Source organism: Vibrio sp. D3, from assembly GCF_043995865.1.
Taxonomy (GTDB): domain Bacteria; phylum Pseudomonadota; class Gammaproteobacteria; order Enterobacterales; family Vibrionaceae; genus Vibrio; species Vibrio diabolicus.
Map to the genome: position 1 here is coordinate 961381 of NZ_CP171886.1, position 25227 is coordinate 986607.

Below are 25227 nucleotides of genomic sequence, written 5' to 3' on the forward strand. Positions count from 1 at the left end.
GACTTACACGATTTCCCAGCTGTGGGTCATCTCAACACCTTCACCTAGCATTAAGCAAACCGAGCAGTATTTTTCTAGCGAGTCAGCCGCCACTTTTGCTACGACTTCTGGGTCAAGCTCGTCACCTGAAACTTCAAAGTGGATATTCACTTGCGTAAAGATACGTGGTGCGGTTTCACGACGCTCTGTGGTTAGCTTGGCATTAACAGACAAGACCTTTTGTCCTGCCGTTTTCAAACCGTCGACAACATCGACAGAGCTACAGCTACCAGCGGCCATTAGTACCATTTCCATTGGGCTTGGTGCCGTTGCACCGCCATTGCCATCCATCACTACGGAGTGACCCGACTGAGATTGCCCAAGGAATTTAAAATCTTCTACCCATTTAACTTCTGCTTGCATGATTTACCTCATTTAGCATCGCTCGTTGAAGACATCGTTGCCCTATCAAGCGGTGTATTTCGTGTCGATACTTTAGCTTTCTCGCATAAAAGGGCAACGGAATTTTCAACATTGCTGTAATTTTTTCGCTCGGTTGCCTTTCTCTATACGTAACACTTTTTATTTCAGTCACACTTTCTACGGAAAACAACGTTGAGGTAGCTATGAAGAATATATCTAAGTTATTGGTCGGATTCTCTTTCGCACTTCCTGTCTTGTTTCTACTTTTGAGTAAAACAGGCACCGCCGATACGATGGATAAGATGAAGGCTTCAGAGAATGCAGAAATCGCCACACTAGCTGGCGGCTGTTTCTGGTGTACAGAATCGGATTTGGAACAGTTGACTGGCGTAGTCGATGTCGTATCAGGCTATTCTGGTGGTCAAGTTGAAAACCCAACTTATCGCCAAGTTTCATCAGGTAAATCAGGTCACATAGAAGTGATCGAAGTTAAGTACGATCCTAAAGTGGTTAGTTACGAGCAAGTGTTGGACTACTTTTTCCGTCATATCGATCCTACTGACGATAAAGGCTCTTTTGTCGACCGTGGCCCACAGTATCGCCCTGCTATTTTCTATCATAACGCTGAACAAAAGCAGATCGCAGAACAGTTTATAATGGAAATCGACAAGGCGATGATCTATCCAAAACCGTTGAAAACAGAATTGATCGAGTTTGAAAAGTTTTATCCCGCAGAAGAGTATCACCAAGACTACTACAAAAAGAGCAGCTTAAAGTATAAGTATTACCGCTATGCGTCTGGTCGAGATAAATACTTGGATGAAGTATTTGGTGATGATCGTAAAGAGACCCCAAAAACGCTTCGTCAGTTGATCGAAGAAAAAAAGTTGCTATCAAAAGTGAAAGAGTACAGTAAGCCTGCTAAGTCCGAGATCAAATCAAACTTAACGGAGTTGCAATACTACGTAACACAAGAAGAAGGCACCGAACGTCCGTTCGACAACGAATATTGGGACAACAAAGAAGCGGGGATTTACGTTGATATCGTAACTGGTGAGCCGTTGTTTTCTTCTACCGATAAATACAAATCGGGGACGGGTTGGCCAAGTTTCACTAAGCCAATCAACCCAGGTTACATCGTTGAAAAAACCGATTACAAGCTGATTTATCCAAGAACGGAAGTTCGCAGTAAGTTTGGTGATTCTCACCTTGGTCATGTTTTTAAAGACGGTCCGAAGCCAACAGGATTACGCTACTGCATGAACTCTGCGGCAATGAAATTTGTACCGGTAAGTGAAATGAAAACGCAGGGGTATGAAGAGTATCTGTATCTCTTTGATAAATAGTTCGTATTCATTCAACTTCAAGGGCATACGATGGCGAATGGGGAGGACCAGATGAAAGGTTTTAAAACACAATTACCAACCAAAATCTGCTCTGTTTGCCATCGCCCATTTTCTTGGAGAAAGAAATGGGCAAGAAATTGGGACGAAGTCGTTTACTGTTCTGAGCGCTGCCGAAGAAACAAATCAGTCAAAAGTTAGAACCACAAAAACTTTATGTCGCACTGCTAGCCTTATTTTCCAAGGTAACGTGGCTCAGACCAAGCAGCGCTTCACCAAGGTAACAAGGCACCATCATAAGCCCAAAATGCCCCGCTATCCTGCGGGGTTGCTTTGTCAATCCCCATAAGTCTCGCGCGACACGCTCTGGGCTAAACAGCTTTCCTTCAGGTACATTCGCTTGAAAAGGTGCCGACAAAGCCGTATCTGTTGTGCCTGGGTGAAGAGCGAGTACAGTCCCGTGTTTGACCATTCTCCGCCATTCAATCGACATGGTTTTGAGGAACATATTTAACGCGGCTTTCGATGCACGATAGCTGTACCAACCGCCTAAGTGATTATCACTAATACTGCCAACTTTGGCCGAAATGGTCGCAAACTTGGGGTTGGTACTGCGTTTTAACTTGGGCGTGAAGTATTTCGCCAACAGTAAACTCGGCAAAGTATTAACCATGATGGTTTGCTGAAAAAAGTCTGCGTCGAGCGAGCTAAGATTCTTCTCAGGACCTTTATCTTGGGTGTACAACATACCAACGCAGTTCACCAACCAATCAACATGTTCAATTTGTTCACTGAACGCTGTCATCTGCTCGTCCTGCAATACATCCACTTGATGCCAAACTACATTTGGGTGTTGCCAGTCTGGTTGATGCTTACGATAAGTGGCATGCACGCGAGCTTGAGGAAAGCGAACTAGCGCTTGTTGAACCATCGCCAATCCAATGCCGCCATTTCCACCAACGATCAGTATGTCCATTACAAGCTCTCCAAGTTTTCCATATAGTGCTCAGCAGTATCTAATATCGCTTGGCGTTGCTGCTCTTCCATATTGTCCCAAGATCGGAAAATCATCCCAATACGTGGATTCGTTGCTAAGCGTTTGTCGTGTTTGTTCATAAAGCGCCAATACAAGCTGTTGAACGGACAAGAGCCTTCTCCACTCCTAGCCTTATTGTCGTAGTGGCAACCCTTACAGTAGTCGCTCATTTTGTTGATGTAAGAGCCACTCGCCGCATACGGTTTGGTGCCAACAATCCCACCATCTGCAAACAGTGCCATACCGCGCGTATTGGGCATTTCTACCCATTCAATCGCATCAACGTAGATACCGAGATACCATTCATCCACTTGGTCTGGGTCGATCTCAGTTAATAAACAAAAGTTACCGGTTACCATCAAGCGCTGAATGTGGTGCGCGTAAGCGTAATCAAGAGACTGGCCAATCGCGTTTCGCATACAGGACATTTTGGTTTCGCCGTTCCAGAAGAAGTCTGGCAGCTTTCTACTCGCTTCCAGTTCATTCTTTTTCGGGTAATGAGGCATGTTCGCCCAATAAACGCCTCTGATGTACTCTCGCCATCCCAAGATCTGACGAATAAAACCTTCTACCTGAGAAATGTCTATGTCGGCATTGGCATGAAATGCCTTTAGTGAAGCGTCAATCACCTCTCGCGGATTCAGCAGTTTGCTGTTCAGCGAGAACGAAATCCGGCTGTGATACAAGCTCCATTTAGCCTCGTGCTGACCTGTCATGGCGTCTTGAAAACGACCAAACAGTGGCAAACAGACCTGACAAAAATGCGCGAGTAAAGACAAGCTTTGAGAGCGACTTACTGGCCAAAGTAAATCACCATTTAATTTACCTATGGTTTGAATGTTGTGCCGACCTAAGCGCTCGACAATATCACTGACGTCATGACTAAACATTAATGGCTTTGGCAGCTGTTCAATGTCTTTTGCTTTAAGTTTATTTCGGTTATTGGCGTCGTAGTTCCACTTTCCACCAATAGGCTTACCGTCTTGCATCAAAATGTTGAAACGCTTACGCATACGGCGATAAAAGTGCTCCATCATGATGTGTTTACCTTGAGGAAACTGCGATTCTATTTCCTCAAACGGTAACAAAAAGTGTTCCGAATCGACGCTGCGCATCACGACCCCATCAAGCTTTAGTTTGGCTAACTGCTCTAGTAAACGGTATTCGTCGGGGCGTTGATATTCAAACTTACTTGCACCAACTTCACTCACGTAGTGTTGTAAGACTTGCGCAAGATCCTCGAAAGATTGTGTGTCATCCAACGTAAGGTGCAAAACTTGATGCCCTTCTTCCTGCAGCTCGTTGGCAAAATTCGTCATCGCAGAGAAAAAAGCACACACCTTTTGAATGTGATGCGTAACGTAAGTATTTTCTTGTTTCAACTCAGCAACAAGGTAAAGCACCGAGTCGTCTACACGTTGAAACCACGAATGCTCGCTATTAAGTTGGTCACCAAGAATGAGCCGAACCGTCTCGTAATGCATTGGTTATCTCCCGCTCTCTTTTTTTGGCGCAATCGGCCAATCCACCATATCGACACTATCAAGATGTACGCCTACGCATCTCCCCTGCCATTTGTCGATAAATGAAAAATCTGGATCATAAGTTTGTGTCTGCTTTTCTAGATTAAACTGACGTGAGCCACGTGGGTCAGCGCCAACACCAGCCAAATACTGCCAGTTGCCCCAATTAGAGCCGACATCGTAATCAATCAACTGAGTTTCAAAATAAGCAGCACCGTAGCGCCAGTCGAGTCCGAGTTCATGAACCAGACAGCTCGCGACCAGTTGGCGCCCTCGATTAGACATATAACCCGTTTTATTAAGCTGATGCATACATGCGTTAACGATTGGAAAAGGTGTCTCGCCTTTCTTCCACTGCTTGAAGCGTTGCGCATAAAAACTGGTCAGTGGTGGCTGGTTGGCGATACCGCCAAATCGAAACAACGTCTGTTGATACTTTCTCGCGTACCAATAAAAGTATTCCCGCCACAGCAACTCGAAATAGATCCAATAGGTTGAATCATTTGCTCCGTTCTTTTGCTCATATTGTTTGAGCATGGCATAAATGATTGTAGGCGAGACGCAACCATGAGCTAACCAAGGTGAAAATTTAGTTGAATACTCCACCCCATCAAGCCCATTGCGCGTCTGTTTATATTCGCTCGCTAAACTTGAAGCAAAATAGCGTCGACAATGTTCAAGACCGCTCAGTTCTCCGCCATCAAATGCTGGTTTGGTGTCAAAGTAATATGTCGTGGCGGTAGGAAAATTCGTACCTGAAGGTGCTGGCGGTAAAGCATGAACGCTCTCGTAAGGCTGAGAGAGCTCTAAACCTTCGACCTGCTTTCTAAATTTCGTGAAGGTCACAGGCAGTTGCCTTAATTCAAATGGCAACTGTTCTTCGCACAACAAAGTGCGGATCGCTTGCTGTTTTATGTTCACATGGGGAGTGCCTTCAATTGCACGCTCTAGTGCCTGTTGCTCATCCGAACCCGCAAACGCATCAGCATAAATATGAGTGATACCGAAATGACTGATGGCATATTTGATCGCTTGATAGGGCGTCAGTTCAATCGTCCATAATCGTTGCCCCAATTTAGCTAAAGATTGATTAAGTTCATTAAGCGATGCCTCGAGAAACTGCAATTTCGCACGCCCTAAAGAGGTCTCCTGCGCAAAGTGCTGCAAGTAAGGTGTCACCGAGGGGCGACAATACAAACAAATTAACTCATCCATTTCTGCACAAGCGTCTATCAACAGCGGGTTGTCATGCAAACGCAGGTCATTAGTGAACCAATACAGTCCTATTTTCTTATCCAAGTCGCCCCCTCTTTTGTAAACTCGTTTTTTGAAAACTCGGTATCCCCGCGTTCTTGTTGCAAATAGCCTAAGCGCTAAGTCTTTTATTCCACTCGTTGTTGTACGGGCAATAGAGCTTTACGATCATTAGGTTACTGACGATTTCACTAAACCGATTGGCTGGTCATCTTAGAGCCCTTAACACCAAAACATCGTTTGCACATGTTTCATACTAAGATTTTATAAAATTAAAATTTGGCGATATTGATAACGGTCTTAATCACTCATTTTTTATATAAACCATGCAAAAATGATAAAAATTAAAGCGATATTGGTTAATATCCGTTAATCTAAGTCCAATTCCATTTTGCTAGTACCATCGCAGAAATGACCGACGAGTTTAAAAAATCGACCGCTAATTTGAAAAAAGCGGTCCCACTAATGATCAAAAATCATGTTGCTGCCACGCCAGCCAACTATGCGCTTTGGTATACCTACGTTGACAAGACCATTCCTGAACTCAACTTTGAGTTGGATACGGTGTTAGAAAACTACGGTATCTGCCCGCCTGCAACCAATAAACAGCTTTATAACAACTATGTTGCCAGTAAAGCAGAAACTAGCCTTGAAGATCTTAGAACCAATGTAGAAGTTCTGCTGCATGAAGTGTCCAGCTCGATGAGCGATACACTTTCAGATACTTCTTCCTTTTCTGAAATGGTAGACAAAAGTTTTAATAAGCTAGAAAAAGTTGAAGACAACAGCTTAAGTATTGAAGAAGTGATGGTGGTGATTCGTCAACTTGTCGCAGAGTCACACGAAATTCGTCACTCGACAAAGTTTTTGAATAGCCAATTAACTAATGCGAGTGAAGAAATTTCTCGCCTCAAAAATCAGCTGGCTGAAGTACAACAAGACGCATTATTTGATGGTCTATCCAACCTTTACAACCGTCGAGCTTTTGATAAAGATCTGTCTTCGCTTATCGCATCAAATCAAGCAATGACCTTGATCATGCTTGATATCGACCATTTCAAGTCATTTAACGACAATTACGGCCACCTTTTCGGCGATACAGTACTAAAAGCCATTGCCCGTCGACTACAACAAAGCTGTCGAGATGGAATATGCGCTTATCGTTTTGGTGGTGAAGAGTTCGCTTTAATTGTGCCCAATAAGTCTCTGCGAATTGCTCGCCAATATGCAGACACCCTACGCCGCATGATAGAAAAACTGCGCATCAGAGATAAGCGTTCTGGTACACAAGTTCACAGCATTACCGCTTCTTTTGGGGTAGCAGAATATGAGGTGGGTGATACGCCTGAAGCTCTGGTCAATAAAGCCGATAAGCAACTTTATGAGGCAAAACAACTCGGTCGTAACCGCGTGATGCCCATTTAAATCAACTTGTTATGTAAGATTGGTTAATAGGACCGACTTTTTCGAAATAGAATAAAAACCCCGCACTGTTGAGTGCGGGGTCTATTTATCTGGCGCTTCACATCTTAATCGACACTGTAGCAGTAGCTTAGAATATAGTCGTCACCGTTTTTCGCAGTGTATTCCTTATCTTCACTGCATGCCATCGGCTTACCTTTTTTGTCGCCTTTGATTAGGCTAATCCAGTGGCGCATCGCCGTCGGCGCATTACCCGTTAGTTCAGGATTAAACGTAGTGCGGGTTTCCAGTTGAATGTCATCAATATCCATCAACTCCACACAACCGGTGCCTTTGTGACAGCCAAATAGCACTTCTACGTGGTTACCTGAATCGTCTTTAAACAAGATCGATTTTGGATCTTCTTTCTCACCCGTATACGCCACAAAGTGTTTTGGGCTTTTCAGGCCGCTGTGTGTGCCGTCTTTGAAGTAAGCCAATACATGGCGGTAATCAATTACGTAACTTGATACATCTTGGTGCGACCCGTTCTCCAATGGGAACATGCGGTCTAGTAGTTGCTTCGCTTTTACTTGCTTCTCGCTCTGCTGCTCAGCACTTACCGCTTCGACGGCAAATACAGCTTCAGCGATAAATGGGCGTTGTTGTTGTTGCATCTCTTTTTTATCGAAGTTCAGCATATTCATCGTCATATCCTCGCACTTAAAAAAACTCGTCCTAGAGTAAAAACTTAATTCCTTCGTTTAAGTTTCAGGCAATTCTGTGAAGTTGATGGTTAATTTCCTTGCCTGCTTATTATGTAGACTAGCGAAATATTGACTACAATTTCACAACAAAAATTTTACAATGTGAATTTTACAAAATGTCTGTGTCAAAAAGCCTTATTCGTCAGTCCCATTTTCTAGGTACGAAAATTCGCAACCTAAGGAAAAACAACCATTTAACGATGGAGGATTTATCTGCACGCTGTGTAAGGATCAATCCTGAGTACGCACCGTCGGTATCTTACCTTTCGATGATAGAGCGCGGAAAACGCGTTCCGAGTATTGATATGCTCGAAGTAATCGCGGAAGTTTTTCAAAAAGATCCTGCGTGGTTTTTAGATGATGAACCGGAATTAGAGGCCATTACCCCCAACAAAGGGAATCGTGGCGGTATCAACGGTATGGCATTGGAGCCGAGCTTTTTGTTCTCCAATGATATTCTCCAAATCGCGATTCCAGAGATGTTGTCTCAAACGGGTATTACTGGACGTCAATTCGCCCACTTGTTGATCCGTGCGCACCAAGAGAACCATCAAAACCATTTTCCTGATTTAGAACGCGCAGCCGAAGAGGTCGGCTTGAAACGCCTGAATCTATCGGTAGAAGATCTGATAGATATTGCGAAAAGCATGGGGTTGGATATTCGCTGGGTAGACCGAGCACCACAGGATGTGATTGATGAACTGGGCGTCAGCGCCAAACAGTTGATTACGTCTTTCATGGAGCCACCTGGCACCATTTATCTCAATAAACGAATGCGTGACTACCCAACCCGATTGAAATATGACTTGGCGGTATACATCGGCCATCGCGTGCTCCATAGCAGTGATGCAATGAATAACGTTTTATCTATTGGGCATCAAAACAACTGGGAGCAAATGGACAGCCCAGTTTCCAACTCTGAGCTCAACTCGCAAGATATCCTACAAGCTTGGCGCGATTTTGAGTCCAGCTTTTTTGCTGGTGCCCTGCTTTGCCCCAAAGTACCATTTCGTCAGTTGCTTGACCGTTCCGGTTACGAAATTGATGTTCACAAAAAGGCTGGCGTTTCTCCTTCCGTTGCGATGCGTCGTATGACCGTGGTTTCTCCGTACCCTCATTGGCACTACTTTGATGCCTATGGTCCGGGCAAGTTGAAAGCGGTATATCGTGGAAATGGCATCCCGCTTCCTTGGGGCAATATGCGCAAAGTGAACGATCCTTGCCAACACTGGGCCGTATTTAGACGTCTAGCCCAACCTTTGGATACCAGTTCAGCGCAAATTTCGATTTTGAATGTGGGCGACGAGCCACGTATTTACTGTTGTGAATCAGTCAACGTATTTGACCCTGCGGGGAACAACCGAGTGTTGTGCGCGGGGATAGATTTAAACCCTGCGATTTCTGCACAAGGTGGTGATGCGGTTTCTATTGCGGAAGAGCTGAAGTCACTTTGTGTCGCTTCCGGCGGAAGTAGTGTCATTCCTCCCCACATCAAAAAAGACTTAACAACCATCGCTAAGATATTAAACATCAATTGGATAGAACGAGGTATTCAAACCCAAGCTAGGCTAATCTGCTCAAGAGGGGCCGTTTGTCCAAGGCAGCCTAGTTGTTACAGTAAGTGCGGAGAAGCCGATGAGACAGGTGACGACGTGAATATTATTGGTCTCTAGAAAGAAAAAACGCCAATCACAATAATCGTGATTGGCGGTATATACTTGTGAACAATGTGTATTCACTAACAACGTCAGTTGGCTAGGTGACCCTCGGCTTAATAAGGGTCACTCTAGATAAAGCACGATGCGTGCCAACTTTAAAAAGGCCGTTTTTTAATAGATCCAGATGCATATCGTTGCTTTATTAACCATAAATTTCGCAAACTGCATTTGCAAAATGCAACAACATGCAAATATGCCACTTCATGCACTGCTAATAATGACTCTCTCAGCAAAGAGTCTATTAACATGTAAAGTCATATATTCTTATACCCAAATGATGGTGAGATTTCGGATTCTTAACCTTACCACTGCTCCAAAGCCCTGATTGAAACTGGGCTCAGGTTCATCCGCCATGTTTTTGTTGATACATTCTCTCATCGGCTATTTTCATCATTTGCTCTGGAGATGACATGTCCGGATCAAATATCGCGTACCCAATGCTGGTTCTCAGGTAAATGAGCGCTTCATCGTAAATCACGGGCGTCGAACATAAAGCTAACCTGAGCTTTTGTAGCAGAGACTGAACATTTTCTTCCGTCCCAGGGTTATGAACGACAACTAAAAACTCATCCCCTCCCATTCGGGCCACTATATCTGATTTACGCAGAGAGCTTCTCACTCTTTCAGCCGTAGCGACTAAGACCTTGTCGCCTGCGTCATGACCATAGGTATCGTTAATATGTTTAAACCTATCCAGATCTATATTGATTAAGGCGAAGCTGTAACGCTTTTTGTAACGTTTCGCTATTTCAAACTGCTGCTTGTAAAACTTCATAAAATAGCGACGGTTTGGTAAGTGCGTCAGTTCATCATGCAGTGCTCTATCATCCGCAATGGTGTACAAGCGATAAATCGCAATAAGCGCGAGGCTCAGTGCAAAAACAATGGGATAACCGATGAGCCTTGCTAAATAAAGCTGATGCCAAGGAATTTGACGGTCGAGTTTATCTCCGGAGAAAACCACCATACTCCACCCACCATAAGGAAAATGAACCATTTCTTTCGCGTATGGCGTTTTGGTTTCACTCAACGCGCCAAAGAAAACGTCACCAAAAGCACCGCCACTGTCGTAACCACGAATCATCAAAGGATAGCGATAAGAGAAATCGATCACGCCAGTTTCTCGCATCAGAGCATCAAAATTAATCACCGCACTGATCACACCCCAATAATCTTGGTTCAACGGTGGATCAAGAAAAACCGGAACCCGCACGATCAAGCCTTTGCCGCCTTGAATCAAATTGACAGGCCCTGCTATGAATATTTCTTGTATATCCTTGGCTTTTTGCACCTGTACCCACTGCTGTGGCACCGTTCGGTAATCGAGGCCGATTAAACGCTCATTACCTTGGCGGGGAAATATATGACTGATAACATCATTCTTCGCGATGCCAATGATCGTAATATGTTTGCTTTTGTTCAAAATGCGGTGAGCCGCAATGTTCAATTCGTCTTCTTGGTTTTTAGGCAGTAAAGTAATGAGTGTCGCCAAGGTACTGGCTTTATAGATATCCGCCATAAGTACCGCTTCCAAATTGGAACGGAGGGTGGAAAGTTGCTCTTTGGCCTCAACTTGAACTCGCTCTTGGTGAAGCTCTTGCTGATTTCGATGCAACAGCTCAATAACCCCAACGCATAAAGCGAAAAAACTGAGGAAGAACAATGCAAAATAGCATCGCTTTCTGGGTAAATAACGCATTTTCTCCCCACAACTCGTATATCGTTACGAGATTTTTATTTATTGTTAAAATTCTTATTATCACAAGAATAACCAATCCCAATCGGAAAGGTAATAGTGATTAAAATTTTTTATGTTTTAGGTATGAGATGATGCATCAACAAGGCGATTTATTTGGCGGTACTCAGTGGCAAGAAGTAGAAAGGGGTAAACTCTATTACGATCCTTATTTTCTTAGCCATCTAGAAGCGGATCACTACTTTGACCAACTCCTGAAAACACTGCCATGGCATCAAGAGCGCATTACCATGTTCGGCAAGTCAGTACTTCAACCTCGTTTACAAGCGTGGCACGGTGATGCAGCATATACTTACTCAGGCTTGACCATGCAGCCTCACCCTTGGACTCCTGAATTAACTCAGCTCAAAGTGCGCTGTGAGTCGATTGCGGATGTAGCCTTCAACTCTGTACTTGCCAACCTATACCGACACGGCCAAGATTCGATGGGCTGGCACCAAGACAATGAACCAGAGCTAGGTAGAAACCCAGTTATCGCCTCTTTGAATTTAGGTGATACACGTCGATTTTTGCTCAGAAATTTACATTGTAAAACTGAGATTGAATATGATCTTTCTCACGGCTCCTTACTGGTTATGGCTGGCGAGCTCCAACATCACTGGAAACACTGTGTACCAAAAACCGCGAAAACCAAAGGTAAACGTATCAATCTGACTTTTCGACAGATTTTTAACTATTGACTCAGCTTTTACATTCTTAATTAATATTGATGGTAGGTTTAGATTCAGGACTTCATAGGGAATGGATTTATGCGTATCAAACCTCTTAGCTTAGCGGTCTTACTCTCTTGCTCACTTACCTTTGCTGTTCAGGCATCACAAGAAGAGATACCGCTCCTAGATAATGCTCAATCAGCACAGTTGATTCGTAGTACCTACGAGCAGGAACTGTTCACTTTACCTGCGTTTAAAGAGGGGCACTTTGGCTTACGCATGTACCGTCAGACGTTAGATGAGAAATATCTCGCTGCCGTTTGGACCGACATGGCACAAGTAGCTAGCCGATTAAACCGATTTGCTAATGAAGTCGTTGAACCTGAAGACATTATTCTTTATTCATCACAAAGATTGGCCGCGTATCAAGAGAAAGAAAGTGAGCGAGGGCAACGACGCTATACCGTCACTAAACACCATCCTGAATATCTTTATCTTGGCGTGGATTTGCTTGGCGCAATGGCAAGAGCAAACGAATATGGTCTGAAACATAAGCAAGACAAGACGCTAAGAAAGATCCTGAGGCGCTACGATTTCTCGCGTTACGTTACGGACAAAGAAATGATAGAGGCGTGGGCAGCTCAGCTCGCAAACCAAGTCTACTGGCTTCGCCAGCTTGGTGAGCAAGATGTGGTCGAGGAATTTGCTCAAACCTTTCGCAATACCTACCCCGACGATAAAGATAAGATGCTGTCAGCTCAGCAGTATTGGAATAAACTCTATGGTATGACGCACATCATCTTTGCCGACTCACAGTACTATCAAGAACGAGTAAGCGAAAAGAAACACCAATGGATTTATGATTACTTTCGCAACAACATCGACACTATTCTACTGCGCGCCAAAGAAGATGTGATTGCAGAAGTCGGCATTTCGTTTTTGTTAGCAGGCTTGGACCATGATCCGGTCGTAAAGAAAACCCGCCAAGCCATTCGTCACGCAATCAACGCTGAAAAAGGGATGATTCCATCGGTCGATGGGAGTTTTGATCTCAAGTACGGCGAGCACCGTAACGTGCTAGCCATCATGCTGCTAGATTGGAAAGGGGTACATAAAGCGCCAACTTATCAAGAGCACCCTGATGCTTTTAAATCAATACCCTACGGCTTAATACCTAAGCCTTAGAAATAATAAAACCCGCCATTTGGGCGGGTTTTTAGTGTGCATCTTCAATCTAAATTAGAGCGAGATGAAAATACCCGCTAAACACGCACTCATCAGGTTAGCGAGTGTGCCAGCAGCAACTGCTTTTAGCCCTAGACTTGCAACATCTTTGCGGCGCTCAGGTGCCATCACACCGATAGAACCCAGCTGAATAGCAATTGAACCAATGTTTGCAAAGCCACACAACGCAAAAGTGATGATGACTTGAGTATGCTCAGACAGCGTCGCTTTGTGCTGTACAAAATCGATAAACGCGACAAATTCGTTCATCACAACTTTCTGACCAATGTATGAACCCGCAGCAAGGATTTCGTGGCTTGGCACACCAATCAACCACGCTAGAGGTGCAAACAAGTAACCAAAAATCGCTTGTAGCGTCACACCAGAGAAACCAAGTATGTCACCTAAGTTTTCTAGTCCCGTGTTCACCATCGCGATAACACTAACAAAAGCGATAAGCATGGTACCAACAGCAACGGCCACTTTCATACCGCCCATGGCGCCGCTTGCTAGCGCATCAATAACGTTGCTTTCTTCTGATTTATCTAGCTCAATATCGTTGTAATCGCTTGGCGTTTGGCGTTCAGGAACAATGATTTTTGCCATCATCAAACTACCTGGAGCTGCCATAAAGCTTGCCGCAATCAAGTATTTTAGGTCGACACCCAAACCGGCATAACCACCAAGCACACTGCCCGCCACTGAAGCCATACCACCAGCCATCACAGCAAATAGTTCAGAGCGAGTCATGTTCGAAAGAAATGGACGAATAAGAAGTGGGGACTCGCCTTGAGATAAGAAAATGTTACCTGTTGCAACCAGAGACTCTGCTTTACTCGTACCCAAGAACTTCTGGATAGCGCCGCCAATAAATTGAATCACTTTTTGCATTATGCCCAAGTAGTAAAGGGCGGAGATAAGAGCACTGAAGAAGATGATGATAGGAAGGACACGAATAGCGAAGATAAAGCCAGAAGAAGCGAGGTCACCAAAGAGGAATTTAATCCCCTCATCAGCAAAGCTGAGTAGCCCCGCGACACCATTACTTAAACTCGCCAGCGCCGCCTGACCTAACGGGAAATAAAGCACTAAGGCAGCAAATCCCATTTGTAGCATCAAGGCGCGAGATACGGTTTTCCAATTAATGGAAGAACGGCCCTCAGAAAGTAGGAAAGCACAACCTAGCAGTGCAACAATACCAAATAGACTAAATAGAACACTCATGAGCTGGACCTACTGAACGTTGAAAAAGAAAAAAGAGCCAAAGGAATTGGCAGAAGAAAGGGACAACGCAGCGAGTGATAACTCGCCTTCAGATCCAGAATGTAGACAGAACGAATAGTTCGACATCTTATTTTTACCTTATACAAGCAATTGAACGTAGCTGGTCCGGTCCGTGGGGTCATTCACTGCTGGCGAGCGTATTGCTTGGCCTGCTCCATGTGACGGCTTGTATGGGTAAGGGTCCTGAACAACTAAACCCTAATTCCCGCTTAAACGGGACGCAAGTATAGCCAACAAAAAGAGATATTCATCACATTTATTTACGCAAACGTTCAAGCGTTCAAAATTTAGGCAAAAACGTTCTTTTGTCGTCATACTGTTAATAAAAGTAAGGGCATAAGGACAGACTTTGATGGTAAAAAACGCAAAAGTGACCAATAAATACGCAATCAAACTCGAAAGATCCAAAATTCGTCATTTTGCTCTCGCCAACAGATGGATTTTGGTTATACAATTCGCGGTGCTTCTTTTCGAGGCCTCTGAGTATTCAGAGCATCATGATGCCGAGATGGTGAAATTGGTAGACACGCTAGCATGAGGTGCTAGTGCCTTTGGTGTGAGGGTTCGAGTCCCTCTCTCGGCACCATTATCCTTCTTCCCTAATTTTGTTCGAGTGTAATGCAAAGTTCTAAGCAGGCAAGACAGTCTACAGATGCTAACCAACTTCTGAGTGAGCTTGCGGTTCACGCTTTATTGCACCTGCACTTTAAAATTCACGCGTCCTCGCATGGCCTCTCCCTTAAAGAGCGTAACGACTTACTGCAGAAATGGCTGAAGCCAAAACTGAAGAGTAATCGCTATAAGCTGATTAAAAAGCCGTTAAAGTCTTTGACTCAACAGGCAAAAGGCGAGAACGGAAATCTGGAAGCGTTACTCGAACGTTGCGTGGGTGCAGATAAACCAAGTAACCCTCAACCTGATCTAGATAGCTACTTGCTGTTGATTAACGAGATTGAGAAGAAGTTGGGGACTACCGTATTATTATCTCGACCGGAAGACGTCGACTTATCTCACGACCAACACGGCTGTTTGCTGTGTGTGCTTTCTGAGAACTTAAATCAGCACTTCGATGATAATAACGCCCTAATCGCTCCTATTTCGATGCTGTTCCGTGGACCAATGAGTCAACGCTCACTTTTCCTTGGCAGCATTTACGCCAGTGGTACATTCAATTATGAAGTGCAGTACCAGGACGATCAGTTCGTTCGCATTACATTAGAGTTGGCGTAACTGTAACGCTAAGAAACAAATCGAAAAAGGCCGCGAAACTCGCGGCCTTTTGTTTTTCTATATCCAAACCTTAATTAATCGATTTCTTTAAACCGAGCAGTAAAGTGGCGCAGCACTGGTGGCTCGTACTCGAAAGTGAGCCCTTTTAACTCATGTGCACGATTTTTCAGTTCGATAATCGCATCCGCAATGTAATCCATATGATCGTTTGTATAGACACGACGTGGAATGGTCAAACGCATCAACTCAAGCTCTGACGCTTTTTGTTTACCCGTTTCCGGATCTCGACCAAGCAGCAACGATCCTATCTCTACTGCTCGAATACCCGCCTCCAAGTACAAAGCATTACACAATACCTGCGCAGGGAACTGATCCGCTGGAATGTGTGGCAAAATCTTAGCGGCATCCACAAACACCGCGTGACCTCCCGTTGGGTATTGAATCGGAATACCGCCTTCACGTAAGCGTTCACCTAAGTATTGAACTTGGCTAATTCGGTAGTGAAGAAAATCTTCATCTGCCGCTTCATACAAACCGCGAGCGAGCGCTTCCATATCACGCCCAGCCATGCCGCCGTATGTTACAAATCCTTCCATGGGTACGCAGCGCGTCTGCACCGCCTGGAACAACTCCTTATGGTCACGAATACAACACATGCCACCAATGTTTACCATCGGGTCTTTCTTAGCTGACATGGTGAGCATATCGCCGTATTGATACATCTCGCGAATGATTTCCAGAATCGATTTATCTTCGTACCCCTCTTCACGCTGCTTAATAAAGTAGGCGTTCTCACAGTAACGAGCCGAGTCAATCACCACCGGAATATCGTACTTGGTTGCGATTTCGTACACGCTGCGCATGTTTTCCATCGACACAGGCTGGCCACCGGAACTATTACAAGTAATCGTGGTGATAATCGCACAAATGTTATGCGAACCGTGCGTTTCAATTGTTGCCACCAGCTTATCGATATCAAAATTGCCCTTCCAATCATAAGGCGTAGTGGTGTCGAATGCTTCTTCCGTTACCACGTTAATCGCTTTACCGCCATTGAGTTCAATGTGACCCGCTGTGGTATCAAAATGGTAGTTCGAGATAAATACTGGCGTTTCACCACCACGCACCTGACGCATACGCTCAATCAAAGCTGGGAACAAAATTTGCTCGGCACCACGCCCTTGGTGCGCAGGCACGGTAAGCTTATAACCGAAGAAGTGCTCCACTGCATCACATAGGTTGTAGTAATTTCGGCTACCCGCATAGGATTCATCCCCCATCATGATGCCAGCCCACTGATTATCGCTCATGGCACCAGTGCCAGAGTCAGTCAGCAAATCGATATAAACATCATCACTACGAAGAAGAAATGGGTTATAACCCGCTTCTTTTAACGCGACTTCACGGTCTGCCAAAGTGGTCATTTTGATTGGCTCAACCATTTTGATACGGAAAGGTTCTGGAATACGTTTCATTGTTAACTTCCTTATACGCATTGTCCTACGCGCTATCACGTAAGACTAAAAAACAAATAGATAAAATGCTTTTCAATGCGGTTGCATTGAGGAAATCAACGAGAAGAGATTTTACTAAGAAGAGATAAGCAGTAGTCTAGGTTGTACCAGAACGACAGCACCAAACGGCTATCGAGAATATCCTTTATTCTCATCGTCTTCGCCCTCCTGATAAAAATAAAAAGCCAGAAACCCCATGTTTCTGACCTTTTCAATATAGTGCAGTTTTCAATCAATTTTCAGTGAGGTCACCCTCATTTTAAGAAGGTCTCGCCCTTTTCATTCTGCGTTTGATATTATTTTCTTTGACTAAATAATCGAAAAGTGGCGCGAATAAGTTAGCAAATAGAATCGCTAACATGATGCCTTCTGGATACGCTGGGTTCAGCACTCGGATAAAAATCGTCATCACACCGATTAATAGTCCGTATGCCCATTTACCGTTATTGGTAAAAGCCGCCGAGACGGGATCTGTCGCCATAAAGAAGGTACCAAACGCAACCCCACCAATCACGAAGTGCCAGTAGAACGGCATGGAGAACATTGTGTTAGAGTCCGAACCGATCGCACTCAATAATAATGAAGCCGCCACTAAACCAACCAACACGCCTGCAACGATTCGCCACGACGCAATCTTCATAAAAATAAGAACCAAGCCTGTTAGTGTAATTAACAACGTGGAGACTTCACCCATCGAGCCTGGTAAATTACCAACAAAAGCATCTCCCCATGAAATTGGCTCTCCCGTCATATTATTTATCAAGGCACTTTGCCCACCTTCATACCATTGGCTAAGTGGAGTAGCGCCAGAGTAACCATCAGCCGCGACCCATACCGCACCACCAGACATGTTGGCAGGATAGGCAAAGTATAAGAACGCGCGCCCTGCTAAAGCTGGGTTTAGGAAGTTTCGCCCCGTACCACCAAAAATCTCCTTCGCCACAACAATACCGAAAGTGATACCTAAAGCCGCTTGCCACAGTGGAATTGTCGGAGGAAGGATCAGTGCAAAGAGTATAGAGCTGACAAAAAAACCTTCGTTCACCTCATGCTTGCGCACAATAGCAAACAGAACTTCCCAAAAACCACCAACGATAAACACCGTCGCATAAACGGGTAGAAAGTAAGTAGCACCAAGCCACATTTTACTTACCCACCCCGCTTGTGAAACCGCATCTAACGAGCCCCATACCCAACTCAGTTGCCACGAAGAAGCCAGCGCTTGCTGAGCTGAGGCTTGATCCATTCCATACAACAAAGCATCGCTGGACTGCTGACCTATGTTGTACATACCCCAGAACATGGCAGGGAAGACCGCCAGCCACACCATGATCATAATACGTTTTAAATCGATGCTATCTCGAACGTGAGTCATGCCCTGGTTAACCTTACCAGGCGTGTAAAAAATGGTTTCGACAGCTTCGAACAATGGATAGAACTTGTGATACTTCCCACCAGGGCCAAACTTAGGTGTCGCTTTCTCAAAGTAGTGTTTAAGGCTCATAACAACTCCTCCTTTATCTAAAAGATGGTACGCACTGCCGTAAAAAGCGATCGTTTTTTAATCTCTTAGCCTTCCTTCTTCGTATTCCATTTTGTTCGTCGCTCTTCCCTCATCTCTTCTAATTCGGCGAACTGTTAATTCGAAACTTAAAAGGGAATGCCCATGGATACACTCGCCATCGATTTAGCCAGATTCCAATTTGCCTTTACGGTCTCTTTCCACATCATTTTTCCAGCGTTTACGATTGGTTTGGCAAGTTACCTCGCCGTGTTAGAGGGCTTGTACTTAAAAACGGGCAACAAACAGTACATGCAGATATATAAATACTGGCTCAAAATCTTTGCCATCAGTTTTGGTATGGGTGTGGTAAGTGGCATCGTGTTGAGCTATCAATTCGGGACCAACTGGAGCGTATTTGCCGACAAAACAGGCCCAGTCTTAGGCCCGTTAATGGGATATGAAGTTTTCACTGCGTTTTTCCTCGAAGCTGGTTTTTTAGGCGTGATGCTCTTCGGTATGGATAAGGTAGGCAAGAAGCTCCACTTCGCCGCGACTTGTATTGTTGCATTCGGGACGTTTTTGTCTGCGTTTTGGATACTTTCGGTCAATAGCTGGATGCAAACACCAACGGGCTACAGTATCAACGAAGCCGGACAGTTTATCCCAGAAGATTGGTGGGCGATTGTCTTCAACCCTTCCTTCCCTTATCGGCTCGTTCATATGTTGCTCGCCGCTTACCTCACTACCGCCTTTGTTGTAGCGGGCGTTGCCGCTTATCACTTACTAAAAGCAAACCATAATCCACTAGCCAGAATTATGTTCTCGATGGCAATGTGGATGGCAGCCATCGTGACACCAATTCAAATCGTTGCTGGAGACATGCATGGATTAAACACCCTTGAACATCAACCCGCCAAAGTCGCCGCGATGGAAGGGCACTATGAGTCTCACCAAGGCGCGCCATTGATCCTCTTCGGTATCCCTAACGATGAAGAAAAACGTATGGAATACGCACTGGAAATCCCCAAACTCGGTAGTTTGATCTTAACTCATGACCTCAACGGTGAAGTGAAGGGATTAGATGCTTTTCCAGAGGAGGAACACCCTCCTGTCTCTATCGTTTTCTGGTCTTTCCGAGTAATGGTCGCGCTTGGTTTTGGCATGCTTGTTATTGGTTTGTGGAGCCTATGGCTAAGAAAACGTCGCAAACTTTTTGATTCAAGGGCACTTCAACGTATTTGTGTCCTGTTTGCCCCAGCGGGGTTCATTGCAGTTTTAGCAGGCTGGATAACCACCGAAGTCGGTCGCCAGCCTTACACCGTATACGGTCTTTTAACCACAGCCAATTCGGCATCGCCTATTGATGCCGCCGCGGTGAGCGTCTCCCTGACGGCGTTCATCGTGGTTTACTTTGTGGTTTTTGGAGCTGGCTTCTTCTATCTCCTGCGTTTGATGCGCAAATCTCCAACTCGTTATGAAGAAGGCTTAGACAGCCGACTTCCTGATGGCACGAAAACCGATGCCATCACACACTCTAACCATCTAACCTAGGAGGCTAGCTCATGGATTACGCATTAATTTGGTACGCTTTGATTGGGCTCGCCGTTCTGATTTATGTCGTGTTAGATGGCTTTGATCTCGGTATTGGTATCCTATTCCTCAGCGCTAATGACGATGAAGAGCGCGACATGATGATGAACAGCATCGCTCCTGTTTGGGATGGTAATGAAACTTGGTTAGTTCTTGGCGGTGGTGGGCTTTTTGCCGTGTTCCCCCTCGCCTACGCGGTCATTATGCCAGCACTCTATGCTCCCCTGATTTTAATGCTGCTCGGGCTAATTCTGCGCGGGGTTTCTTTTGAGTATCGCTTCCGAACACAACGCGGAAAGTTTTTATGGGATAGCGCTTTTTTCATTGGTTCACTCACCGCGGCATTGATGCAAGGCATTATGCTTGGAACCCTGCTCCAAGGTATAGAAGTTAGTGAACGAGCATACGCAGGTGGATGGTTTGATTGGCTTTCGCCATTTAGCGTATTTTGTGGCTTGGCGCTTGTTTGTGCTTATATTCTGCTCGGTTCATGCTGGTTATTAATCAAGCTTCCAGAAGAGCTGATGGGGCGTTACTACGTGGTCGCGCGACGATGGGGACTAGCGATGGTAGCCTGTATATTCATCGCCAGTTTGTGGCTGCCATTGAGCCAAAATATCGTATTTGAACGTTGGTTCTCATTACCAAACTCGCTGCTGTTTTTCATCTTACCAATTATTGCAGTGGCACTCATTTGGCAGCTATTCAAAGCCTTACTCGACCACAAAGCTGTTCGTGCCTATGTACTTGCCATCGGCCTGTTTCTTGTTTCCGCGATGGGTTTCGGTGTCAGTACATTTCCTTACTTGGTCCCATTCGCACTCACTTATCAAGACGTCGCCGCGCCAGATAAGAGTTTGGCATTTTTACTAGCCGGTGCGGTGGTATTACTTCCTCTGATCATAGCCTACACGGCTTATTCTTACTGGGTTTTCCGCGGCAAGATGAAACGTGGAGAGGGATATCACTGATGAAACTAAAACCCATTTTGTGGTTCATTGGCATTTGGCTGGCAAGCGTGGTCGCCTTGTTTATCGTCAGTTCGCTGATACGAGCTGCGATATTGTAGGCCAAGAGTCTACTGCACCACATCTGAAGCCATTGAGGTCTATACTCAAGCAAGGGTAAAGCAACGGAGTGTTTTTATGACCTTAAAGCAGATTCTGGCAACTTTGATTCCTTTGACAGGTTTACTGTTTTCACCAAATGCATTGTCCGTAGACAAGCAGATGTCATCCGCCATGAAAAGTAAAATGCGGTCTATTTGCTCCACAACAGACGATCAGGGCCATTGGCAAGTTGCTCAAGCTACTCCTGACGCTAGACGCTCACTCAACATGGTGCTTTATCAAATGAATGCCGATGATAAATTGAAAGCGATTCATGAAGTGAGAACGAAAATGGTCGGCGGAACCCATTATGCATTTGAGTTCGAGTTGCAAGATGGCCAAGTCTGGAACGCGATAGTCCTGCACAGTGCCCGAGGCGATTACATGATCGAAAGACACGCTAAGAAAGGCGAACTCTGCCCTAAAGAAGGCGAGTCATAAAACCTCGCTTCAAATATAGCAAAGGCGACAGTTACGTCGCCTTTGTTTTATACCGTTTTCGCCTCTATCTTCTCATTCACTTTATCGCAAATGTACTCCCCAATAGGCATTGCCGATGTCGCTGCGGGAGAGGGTGCGTTGCAAACGTGCAGGCTTCTCGCACTCTCGGCAAACAAGAAGTCATGAACCAAAGAGCCATCAGATAACACCGCTTGCGCACGAATACCCGCAGGATATGGTTTGAGGTCTTCGACCTTGATACTAGGGCAATATTTGTTGACCAACTTGAGATAGCCTGGCTTCCACCACGAGTTCTTAAACTCATCCAGTCCAGTTTTTAGATGCTTTTGTGTCACCTTCCAGAAACCGGAGAAGCTCAGCATTTGCATGGTATCTTGCAGGCTAAAGTTGACCTTATCGTACCCTTCCCGTTTCCAGCCTTGCACCGCATTTGGACCTACGGTCACGCTGCCATCAATCATACGCGTTAGGTGGACACCTAAGAATGGCAAATCAGGGTCGGGAATTGGATAAATAAGATGATTCACCACTTGGTCGTGTTTGCTATCTAAGCGGTAGTATTCACCACGATAAGGGATGATTTGGAAATCGGTCGGAATAGACATCATCTTAGTCATGCGATCCGCCATCAAGCCGCTGCAAGTGATCAAGAATTTGGCATTGAGCTGCATGGTTTGACCGTCTGAAATGCAGGTCAGTTGGACTTCCTCATCCTTCTCTTCGGCAGCCACCACTTTGGTTCTCAGGCTGATTTGACCTCCGAGCTTTTTGAACTCTTCCGCCATCTGCTCAGTGACCAAACGATAGTCGACAATACTGGTGGTTTTGACATAAATCGCGCCCAAGCCAGTGATGTTTGGCTCAGCCAGTTTGAGTTGAACTTCATCTAGTAGCTTTACGTCGATGCCGTTGACATGACAGCGCTCATAGAGGGCATTCATGCGTTCGACTTCTTGCTCGTTTGTCGCAACTAGTAACTTGCCACAGTTCTCCACCGGGATATCGTGCTCGGCGCAGAACGAAATGGTTCGCTCTACCCCACGCTTACAAAAATCCGCTTTTAAGCTGCCCGGTGCGTAGTACACCCCAGCATGAATCACGCCGCTATTGTGTCCGGTTTGGTGCTTGGCAAAACCGGACTCTTTCTCAACCAATAAAATGGATTTGTCTGGATGACGTTGCTGCAGTTGCCATGCCGTCGACACACCAACGATACCGCCACCAACAATGATGTAGTCATAGACTGATTTCATACGACCTCTTATAAAACCGATAGTTGAGATTGTTGCAATTTGAACTTGCGACCACTGTAAATGAACACCGCGACAAATACCGCGCAGCTTGCCACACGAACCAACATTGGGATGTCGTGCCAAACCAGCAATGTACCCACCACTACCAACAAGAGACGCGTCAGAATGTTTAGAGGGCCTTCCAAGTAGCCTTCAATCGCACCAATCAATGCATAGGTACCGATGATGGCAAAGAAGCCCACGGTAATCACTGACGTCACATCCCAACTGACTAAGCCTGTGTAGGCAATAAGTAATGGTACAAGATACAAACCCTTAGCGATTTTCCATGCCATCAAACCAGTGCGCATTGGGGGTGTTTTAGCGATAGTTGCCGCAGCGAATGCGGTCAAACACACTGGAGGCGTAACGTTGCTGTCTTGCGATAGCCAGAAGATGATGAGGTGAGCAGCCAGCAATGCCAAGCCTACCGCTTCCATACCCAAACTTTGCTCTAATAGGGTTTCCATAAAGTCCGCAGGTACTAACGCCACCATTTCTTTCGCGGTTTCCAACGCCATTGGTGCATTAAGCAGTTCCAGCTTTTCTGGCGCCGCCAACATAAAGATGGCTTTTGCTTGTTCAGACAATTGACCTGACACCATCAATTCAAGCAATTGGTTCTCTGCAATCAACTTGTAAAGCGCAGGGGCAGACAGTGTGCCCAACACAATATACGCCGCTGTCACGGGTAAACCCATACCCAAAACAAGAGAAGCGAGCGCAATCAGAACGATCATGATGAACAAGTCGCCATTCGCCCAACCGTCGATCATCAGTGAGAACGTGTTGCCGATACCTGTTGTACTGATCACGTTGATCACCAAACCGATACCCACCAGCAATACGGCGGTTGTCGCCATGTTTTTCGCGCCTTGCGAAAGTGCTTCGATGATCGCTTTTGGTCCCATCTTGTGATCTTTCGAGAACCAAGACGCCACCACTACTGAAATGATCGATAAGCCAGCAGCGTAAGTTGGCGTAAAGCCTTGAACCAGCAAAGTAACCAATACCGCCAGCGGGATAAGGTTGTGCCAACCGCTGATCAACACTTTTAATAGAGATTCATCGCTGGTCGTGATTTTTTGAACGCCGCTGCGTTTGGCTTCGATACGCACAAAGAACGCAACAGACAAGAAATAGATAAGAGCAGGAATGAAAGACACCGCGATGATATCAACATAAGGAATTTGTGTGTAAGACGCCATAATGAAAGCACCCGCGCCCATCACTGGTGGCATCAACTGACCACCTGTTGACGCTGCAGCCTCAACACCCGCTGCAAAGCGCGAAGGGAAACCTGCTTTTTGCATTAAAGGAATACTGATAACACCGGTGGAAACCGTATTTGCCACACTAGAGCCAGATACTGAGCCCATCAAACCGGAGCCAATCACTGCAATAAAACCCGGACCGCCGATGATTTTGCCTGCCGCAGCTCGTGCCACATTGATGATGTAATCACCAACACCGGAGCGAACGAGAAACGCACCAAACAGAATGAACATGAATACGAAAGTCCAACTGATGCGCGAGATAGAACCAAACATGCCCTCAGAAGAATAGAAGCTGCGGTAGAGCAAGGTTTCCATGCTCAAACCCGGGAAGTGGAAAATACCTGTCGCCCACTTACCCCAAAGCACAACGTAGCTTAAACACACCACAATCAGCACTGGAATAAACCAGCCCATGGTGCGTCGAATCAGTTCGATAACAATCAGAATTGCCATGATGGCGAAGACCCAATCGCTGGTCACGAACTTCACGCCACGTTCATACAGCGCATCTTCGGCATAGGGAATGTAGAGCAAACACGCGACCGCGCCCATGACAATTAACACATCGATGCCGAGTGCAATCTTACTCTGCTTGAGAGAGATATGAGCCGGATACCAAAGCGCACAAATCACCGCAAAGCCAGCAAAGTGGGTCGCGGAAATCCATAACTCTGGTAACGTCGATAAGGTATTAAACCAAATGTGCAAAGCAGACAACACCACGCCAAACACTGTGATTGTGGTGGTTACCCACGGAAAATCAGTGCGCGTGGGCAGCTCAAACTTCTGCAATTCCTTTTCTATTGAGTCGCTCATCTCATACTCCAAGCTCTGGCGGCTTTTTCCATCTTAGAAATCGGTAGGGATAAAATGCCCCGAGCCGAAACT

General features: G+C 45.4%; 21 protein-coding genes, 1 tRNA gene and 1 pseudogene. 12 read left to right on the forward strand and 11 right to left on the reverse strand.

The window, feature by feature from the left end; genetic code table 11:
- Positions 1-3: 3 nt before the first annotated feature.
- Positions 4-402 (reverse strand): OsmC family protein, encoded by a 399-nt coding sequence (locus tag ACHFJ9_RS04160; protein ID WP_395353908.1) that lies wholly within the window; start codon positions 400-402, stop codon positions 4-6.
- A gap of 203 nt (positions 403-605) precedes the next feature.
- On the opposite strand from ACHFJ9_RS04160, the gene msrB reads away from it, so the two are divergent.
- Entirely contained in the window at positions 606-1748 is a 1143-nt protein-coding gene (gene msrB / locus ACHFJ9_RS04165) for a peptide-methionine (R)-S-oxide reductase MsrB (protein WP_395353910.1), read from the forward strand.
- A 51-nt stretch (positions 1749-1799) separates the two neighbouring features.
- Complete coding sequence (locus ACHFJ9_RS04170; protein WP_074189751.1) at positions 1800-1946, forward strand: DUF2256 domain-containing protein; 147 nt, start codon at positions 1800-1802, stop codon at positions 1944-1946.
- 71 nt (positions 1947-2017) lie between these two features.
- Here ACHFJ9_RS04170 and ACHFJ9_RS04175 read toward each other — a convergent pair.
- The 3 genes and pseudogenes from ACHFJ9_RS04175 to ACHFJ9_RS04185 all read right to left on the reverse strand — a co-directional run bounded on the left by ACHFJ9_RS04175 (position 2018) and on the right by ACHFJ9_RS04185 (position 5603).
- Positions 2018-2721, reverse strand: a pseudogene (locus ACHFJ9_RS04175) (SDR family oxidoreductase).
- Positions 2721-4265: a cryptochrome/photolyase family protein gene (locus ACHFJ9_RS04180; protein ID WP_258622876.1), complete on the reverse strand. Its 1545-nt coding sequence runs from the start codon at positions 4263-4265 to the stop codon at positions 2721-2723. Before ACHFJ9_RS04180 ends, ACHFJ9_RS04175 begins: the two are co-directional and overlap by 1 nt.
- Before the next feature lie 3 nt (positions 4266-4268).
- A complete protein-coding gene (locus ACHFJ9_RS04185) occupies positions 4269-5603 on the reverse strand; it encodes a DASH family cryptochrome (RefSeq protein ID WP_258622875.1) in 1335 nt (444 codons plus the stop codon).
- A 366-nt stretch (positions 5604-5969) separates the two neighbouring features.
- Here ACHFJ9_RS04185 and ACHFJ9_RS04190 point away from each other — a divergent pair, with 366 nt between their 5' ends.
- The gene (locus tag ACHFJ9_RS04190) at positions 5970-6983 is read left to right on the forward strand and encodes a GGDEF domain-containing protein (RefSeq protein ID WP_005393654.1); all 1014 of its coding nucleotides are present in this window, start codon (positions 5970-5972) and stop codon (positions 6981-6983) included.
- A gap of 104 nt (positions 6984-7087) precedes the next feature.
- Here ACHFJ9_RS04190 and ACHFJ9_RS04195 read toward each other — a convergent pair whose 3' ends face one another.
- On the reverse strand, positions 7088-7666 hold the full coding sequence (locus ACHFJ9_RS04195) for a malate synthase (RefSeq protein WP_005393653.1): 579 nt from the start codon (positions 7664-7666) through the stop codon (positions 7088-7090).
- A 176-nt stretch (positions 7667-7842) separates the two neighbouring features.
- Here ACHFJ9_RS04195 and ACHFJ9_RS04200 point away from each other — a divergent pair, with 176 nt between their 5' ends.
- The gene (locus ACHFJ9_RS04200; protein ID WP_080955914.1) at positions 7843-9399 is read left to right on the forward strand and encodes a DUF3612 domain-containing protein; all 1557 of its coding nucleotides are present in this window, start codon (positions 7843-7845) and stop codon (positions 9397-9399) included.
- Positions 9400-9787: 388 nt separating this feature from the next.
- Here the strand turns inward: ACHFJ9_RS04200 and ACHFJ9_RS04205 are convergent, their stop codons facing one another.
- Positions 9788-11143, reverse strand: coding sequence for a sensor domain-containing diguanylate cyclase (locus tag ACHFJ9_RS04205; RefSeq protein WP_256949411.1), 1356 nt, complete (start codon positions 11141-11143; stop codon positions 9788-9790).
- Positions 11144-11274: 131 nt separating this feature from the next.
- On the opposite strand from ACHFJ9_RS04205, the gene ACHFJ9_RS04210 reads away from it, so the two are divergent.
- Positions 11275-11880, forward strand: coding sequence for an alpha-ketoglutarate-dependent dioxygenase AlkB family protein (locus ACHFJ9_RS04210; protein ID WP_395355338.1), 606 nt, complete (start codon positions 11275-11277; stop codon positions 11878-11880).
- 69 nt (positions 11881-11949) lie between these two features.
- Complete coding sequence (locus ACHFJ9_RS04215) at positions 11950-13038, forward strand: DUF3541 domain-containing protein (RefSeq protein ID WP_395353914.1); 1089 nt, start codon at positions 11950-11952, stop codon at positions 13036-13038.
- A 54-nt stretch (positions 13039-13092) separates the two neighbouring features.
- Here ACHFJ9_RS04215 and ACHFJ9_RS04220 read toward each other — a convergent pair whose 3' ends face one another.
- Positions 13093-14301 carry a NupC/NupG family nucleoside CNT transporter gene (locus ACHFJ9_RS04220; protein WP_005393641.1) on the reverse strand — a complete coding sequence of 403 codons (1209 nt, stop codon included), beginning with the start codon at positions 14299-14301 and terminating at the stop codon, positions 13093-13095.
- A 562-nt stretch (positions 14302-14863) separates the two neighbouring features.
- Here ACHFJ9_RS04220 and ACHFJ9_RS04225 point away from each other — a divergent pair.
- Positions 14864-14947: transfer RNA gene (locus ACHFJ9_RS04225), tRNA-Leu, on the forward strand.
- Positions 14948-14979: 32 nt separating this feature from the next.
- On the forward strand, positions 14980-15591 hold the full coding sequence (locus ACHFJ9_RS04230) for a DUF2913 family protein (RefSeq protein WP_005374167.1): 612 nt from the start codon (positions 14980-14982) through the stop codon (positions 15589-15591).
- 74 nt (positions 15592-15665) lie between these two features.
- Here the strand turns inward: ACHFJ9_RS04230 and ACHFJ9_RS04235 are convergent, their stop codons facing one another.
- Both ACHFJ9_RS04235 and ACHFJ9_RS04240 read right to left on the reverse strand, forming a co-directional pair.
- The gene (locus ACHFJ9_RS04235; protein ID WP_395353917.1) at positions 15666-17066 is read right to left on the reverse strand and encodes a tryptophanase; all 1401 of its coding nucleotides are present in this window, start codon (positions 17064-17066) and stop codon (positions 15666-15668) included.
- A gap of 298 nt (positions 17067-17364) precedes the next feature.
- A complete protein-coding gene (locus ACHFJ9_RS04240; RefSeq protein ID WP_395353919.1) occupies positions 17365-18609 on the reverse strand; it encodes an NADH:ubiquinone reductase (Na(+)-transporting) subunit B in 1245 nt (414 codons plus the stop codon).
- A 162-nt stretch (positions 18610-18771) separates the two neighbouring features.
- Between ACHFJ9_RS04240 and ACHFJ9_RS04245 the strand changes: the two genes are divergently transcribed.
- From ACHFJ9_RS04245 to ACHFJ9_RS04260, 4 genes are all read left to right on the forward strand, one after another.
- Positions 18772-20160, forward strand: coding sequence for a cytochrome ubiquinol oxidase subunit I (locus tag ACHFJ9_RS04245; RefSeq protein ID WP_237310685.1), 1389 nt, complete (start codon positions 18772-18774; stop codon positions 20158-20160).
- Positions 20161-20171: 11 nt separating this feature from the next.
- On the forward strand, positions 20172-21170 hold the full coding sequence (gene cydB / locus ACHFJ9_RS04250; protein ID WP_124007459.1) for a cytochrome d ubiquinol oxidase subunit II: 999 nt from the start codon (positions 20172-20174) through the stop codon (positions 21168-21170).
- Positions 21170-21268, forward strand: a complete 99-nt coding sequence (locus ACHFJ9_RS04255) for a DUF2474 family protein (protein WP_080955913.1) — start codon at positions 21170-21172, stop codon at positions 21266-21268. Before cydB ends, ACHFJ9_RS04255 begins: the two co-directional genes overlap by 1 nt.
- Before the next feature lie 76 nt (positions 21269-21344).
- Positions 21345-21749 carry a cystatin gene (locus tag ACHFJ9_RS04260; protein ID WP_193448179.1) on the forward strand — a complete coding sequence of 135 codons (405 nt, stop codon included), beginning with the start codon at positions 21345-21347 and terminating at the stop codon, positions 21747-21749.
- Between the two features lie 47 nt (positions 21750-21796).
- Here the strand turns inward: ACHFJ9_RS04260 and lhgO are convergent, their stop codons facing one another.
- Positions 21797-23023 carry an L-2-hydroxyglutarate oxidase gene (gene lhgO / locus ACHFJ9_RS04265; RefSeq protein ID WP_395353923.1) on the reverse strand — a complete coding sequence of 409 codons (1227 nt, stop codon included), beginning with the start codon at positions 23021-23023 and terminating at the stop codon, positions 21797-21799.
- An 8-nt stretch (positions 23024-23031) separates the two neighbouring features.
- On the reverse strand, positions 23032-25155 hold the full coding sequence (locus ACHFJ9_RS04270; protein WP_395353925.1) for a TRAP transporter permease: 2124 nt from the start codon (positions 25153-25155) through the stop codon (positions 23032-23034).
- Positions 25156-25227: the final 72 nt, after the last annotated feature.

What these genes read in the sequence shown, in the direction of transcription:
- ACHFJ9_RS04160 (WP_395353908.1), bottom strand. Translation starts at nt 402, where the DNA reads ATGCAAGCAGAAGTTAAATGGGTAGAAGATTTTAAATTCCTTGGGCAA.
- msrB (WP_395353910.1), top strand. Translation starts at nt 606, where the DNA reads ATGAAGAATATATCTAAGTTATTGGTCGGATTCTCTTTCGCACTTCCT.
- ACHFJ9_RS04170 (WP_074189751.1), top strand. Translation starts at nt 1,800, where the DNA reads ATGAAAGGTTTTAAAACACAATTACCAACCAAAATCTGCTCTGTTTGC.
- ACHFJ9_RS04180 (WP_258622876.1), bottom strand. Translation starts at nt 4,265, where the DNA reads ATGCATTACGAGACGGTTCGGCTCATTCTTGGTGACCAACTTAATAGC.
- ACHFJ9_RS04190 (WP_005393654.1), top strand. Translation starts at nt 5,970, where the DNA reads ATGACCGACGAGTTTAAAAAATCGACCGCTAATTTGAAAAAAGCGGTC.
- ACHFJ9_RS04195 (WP_005393653.1), bottom strand. Translation starts at nt 7,666, where the DNA reads ATGAATATGCTGAACTTCGATAAAAAAGAGATGCAACAACAACAACGC.
- ACHFJ9_RS04200 (WP_080955914.1), top strand. Translation starts at nt 7,843, where the DNA reads ATGTCTGTGTCAAAAAGCCTTATTCGTCAGTCCCATTTTCTAGGTACG.
- ACHFJ9_RS04205 (WP_256949411.1), bottom strand. Translation starts at nt 11,143, where the DNA reads ATGCGTTATTTACCCAGAAAGCGATGCTATTTTGCATTGTTCTTCCTC.
- ACHFJ9_RS04210 (WP_395355338.1), top strand. Translation starts at nt 11,275, where the DNA reads ATGCATCAACAAGGCGATTTATTTGGCGGTACTCAGTGGCAAGAAGTA.
- ACHFJ9_RS04215 (WP_395353914.1), top strand. Translation starts at nt 11,950, where the DNA reads ATGCGTATCAAACCTCTTAGCTTAGCGGTCTTACTCTCTTGCTCACTT.
- ACHFJ9_RS04220 (WP_005393641.1), bottom strand. Translation starts at nt 14,301, where the DNA reads ATGAGTGTTCTATTTAGTCTATTTGGTATTGTTGCACTGCTAGGTTGT.
- ACHFJ9_RS04230 (WP_005374167.1), top strand. Translation starts at nt 14,980, where the DNA reads ATGCAAAGTTCTAAGCAGGCAAGACAGTCTACAGATGCTAACCAACTT.
- ACHFJ9_RS04235 (WP_395353917.1), bottom strand. Translation starts at nt 17,066, where the DNA reads ATGAAACGTATTCCAGAACCTTTCCGTATCAAAATGGTTGAGCCAATC.
- ACHFJ9_RS04240 (WP_395353919.1), bottom strand. Translation starts at nt 18,609, where the DNA reads ATGAGCCTTAAACACTACTTTGAGAAAGCGACACCTAAGTTTGGCCCT.
- ACHFJ9_RS04245 (WP_237310685.1), top strand. Translation starts at nt 18,772, where the DNA reads ATGGATACACTCGCCATCGATTTAGCCAGATTCCAATTTGCCTTTACG.
- cydB (WP_124007459.1), top strand. Translation starts at nt 20,172, where the DNA reads ATGGATTACGCATTAATTTGGTACGCTTTGATTGGGCTCGCCGTTCTG.
- ACHFJ9_RS04255 (WP_080955913.1), top strand. Translation starts at nt 21,170, where the DNA reads ATGAAACTAAAACCCATTTTGTGGTTCATTGGCATTTGGCTGGCAAGC.
- ACHFJ9_RS04260 (WP_193448179.1), top strand. Translation starts at nt 21,345, where the DNA reads ATGACCTTAAAGCAGATTCTGGCAACTTTGATTCCTTTGACAGGTTTA.
- lhgO (WP_395353923.1), bottom strand. Translation starts at nt 23,023, where the DNA reads ATGAAATCAGTCTATGACTACATCATTGTTGGTGGCGGTATCGTTGGT.
- ACHFJ9_RS04270 (WP_395353925.1), bottom strand. Translation starts at nt 25,155, where the DNA reads ATGAGCGACTCAATAGAAAAGGAATTGCAGAAGTTTGAGCTGCCCACG.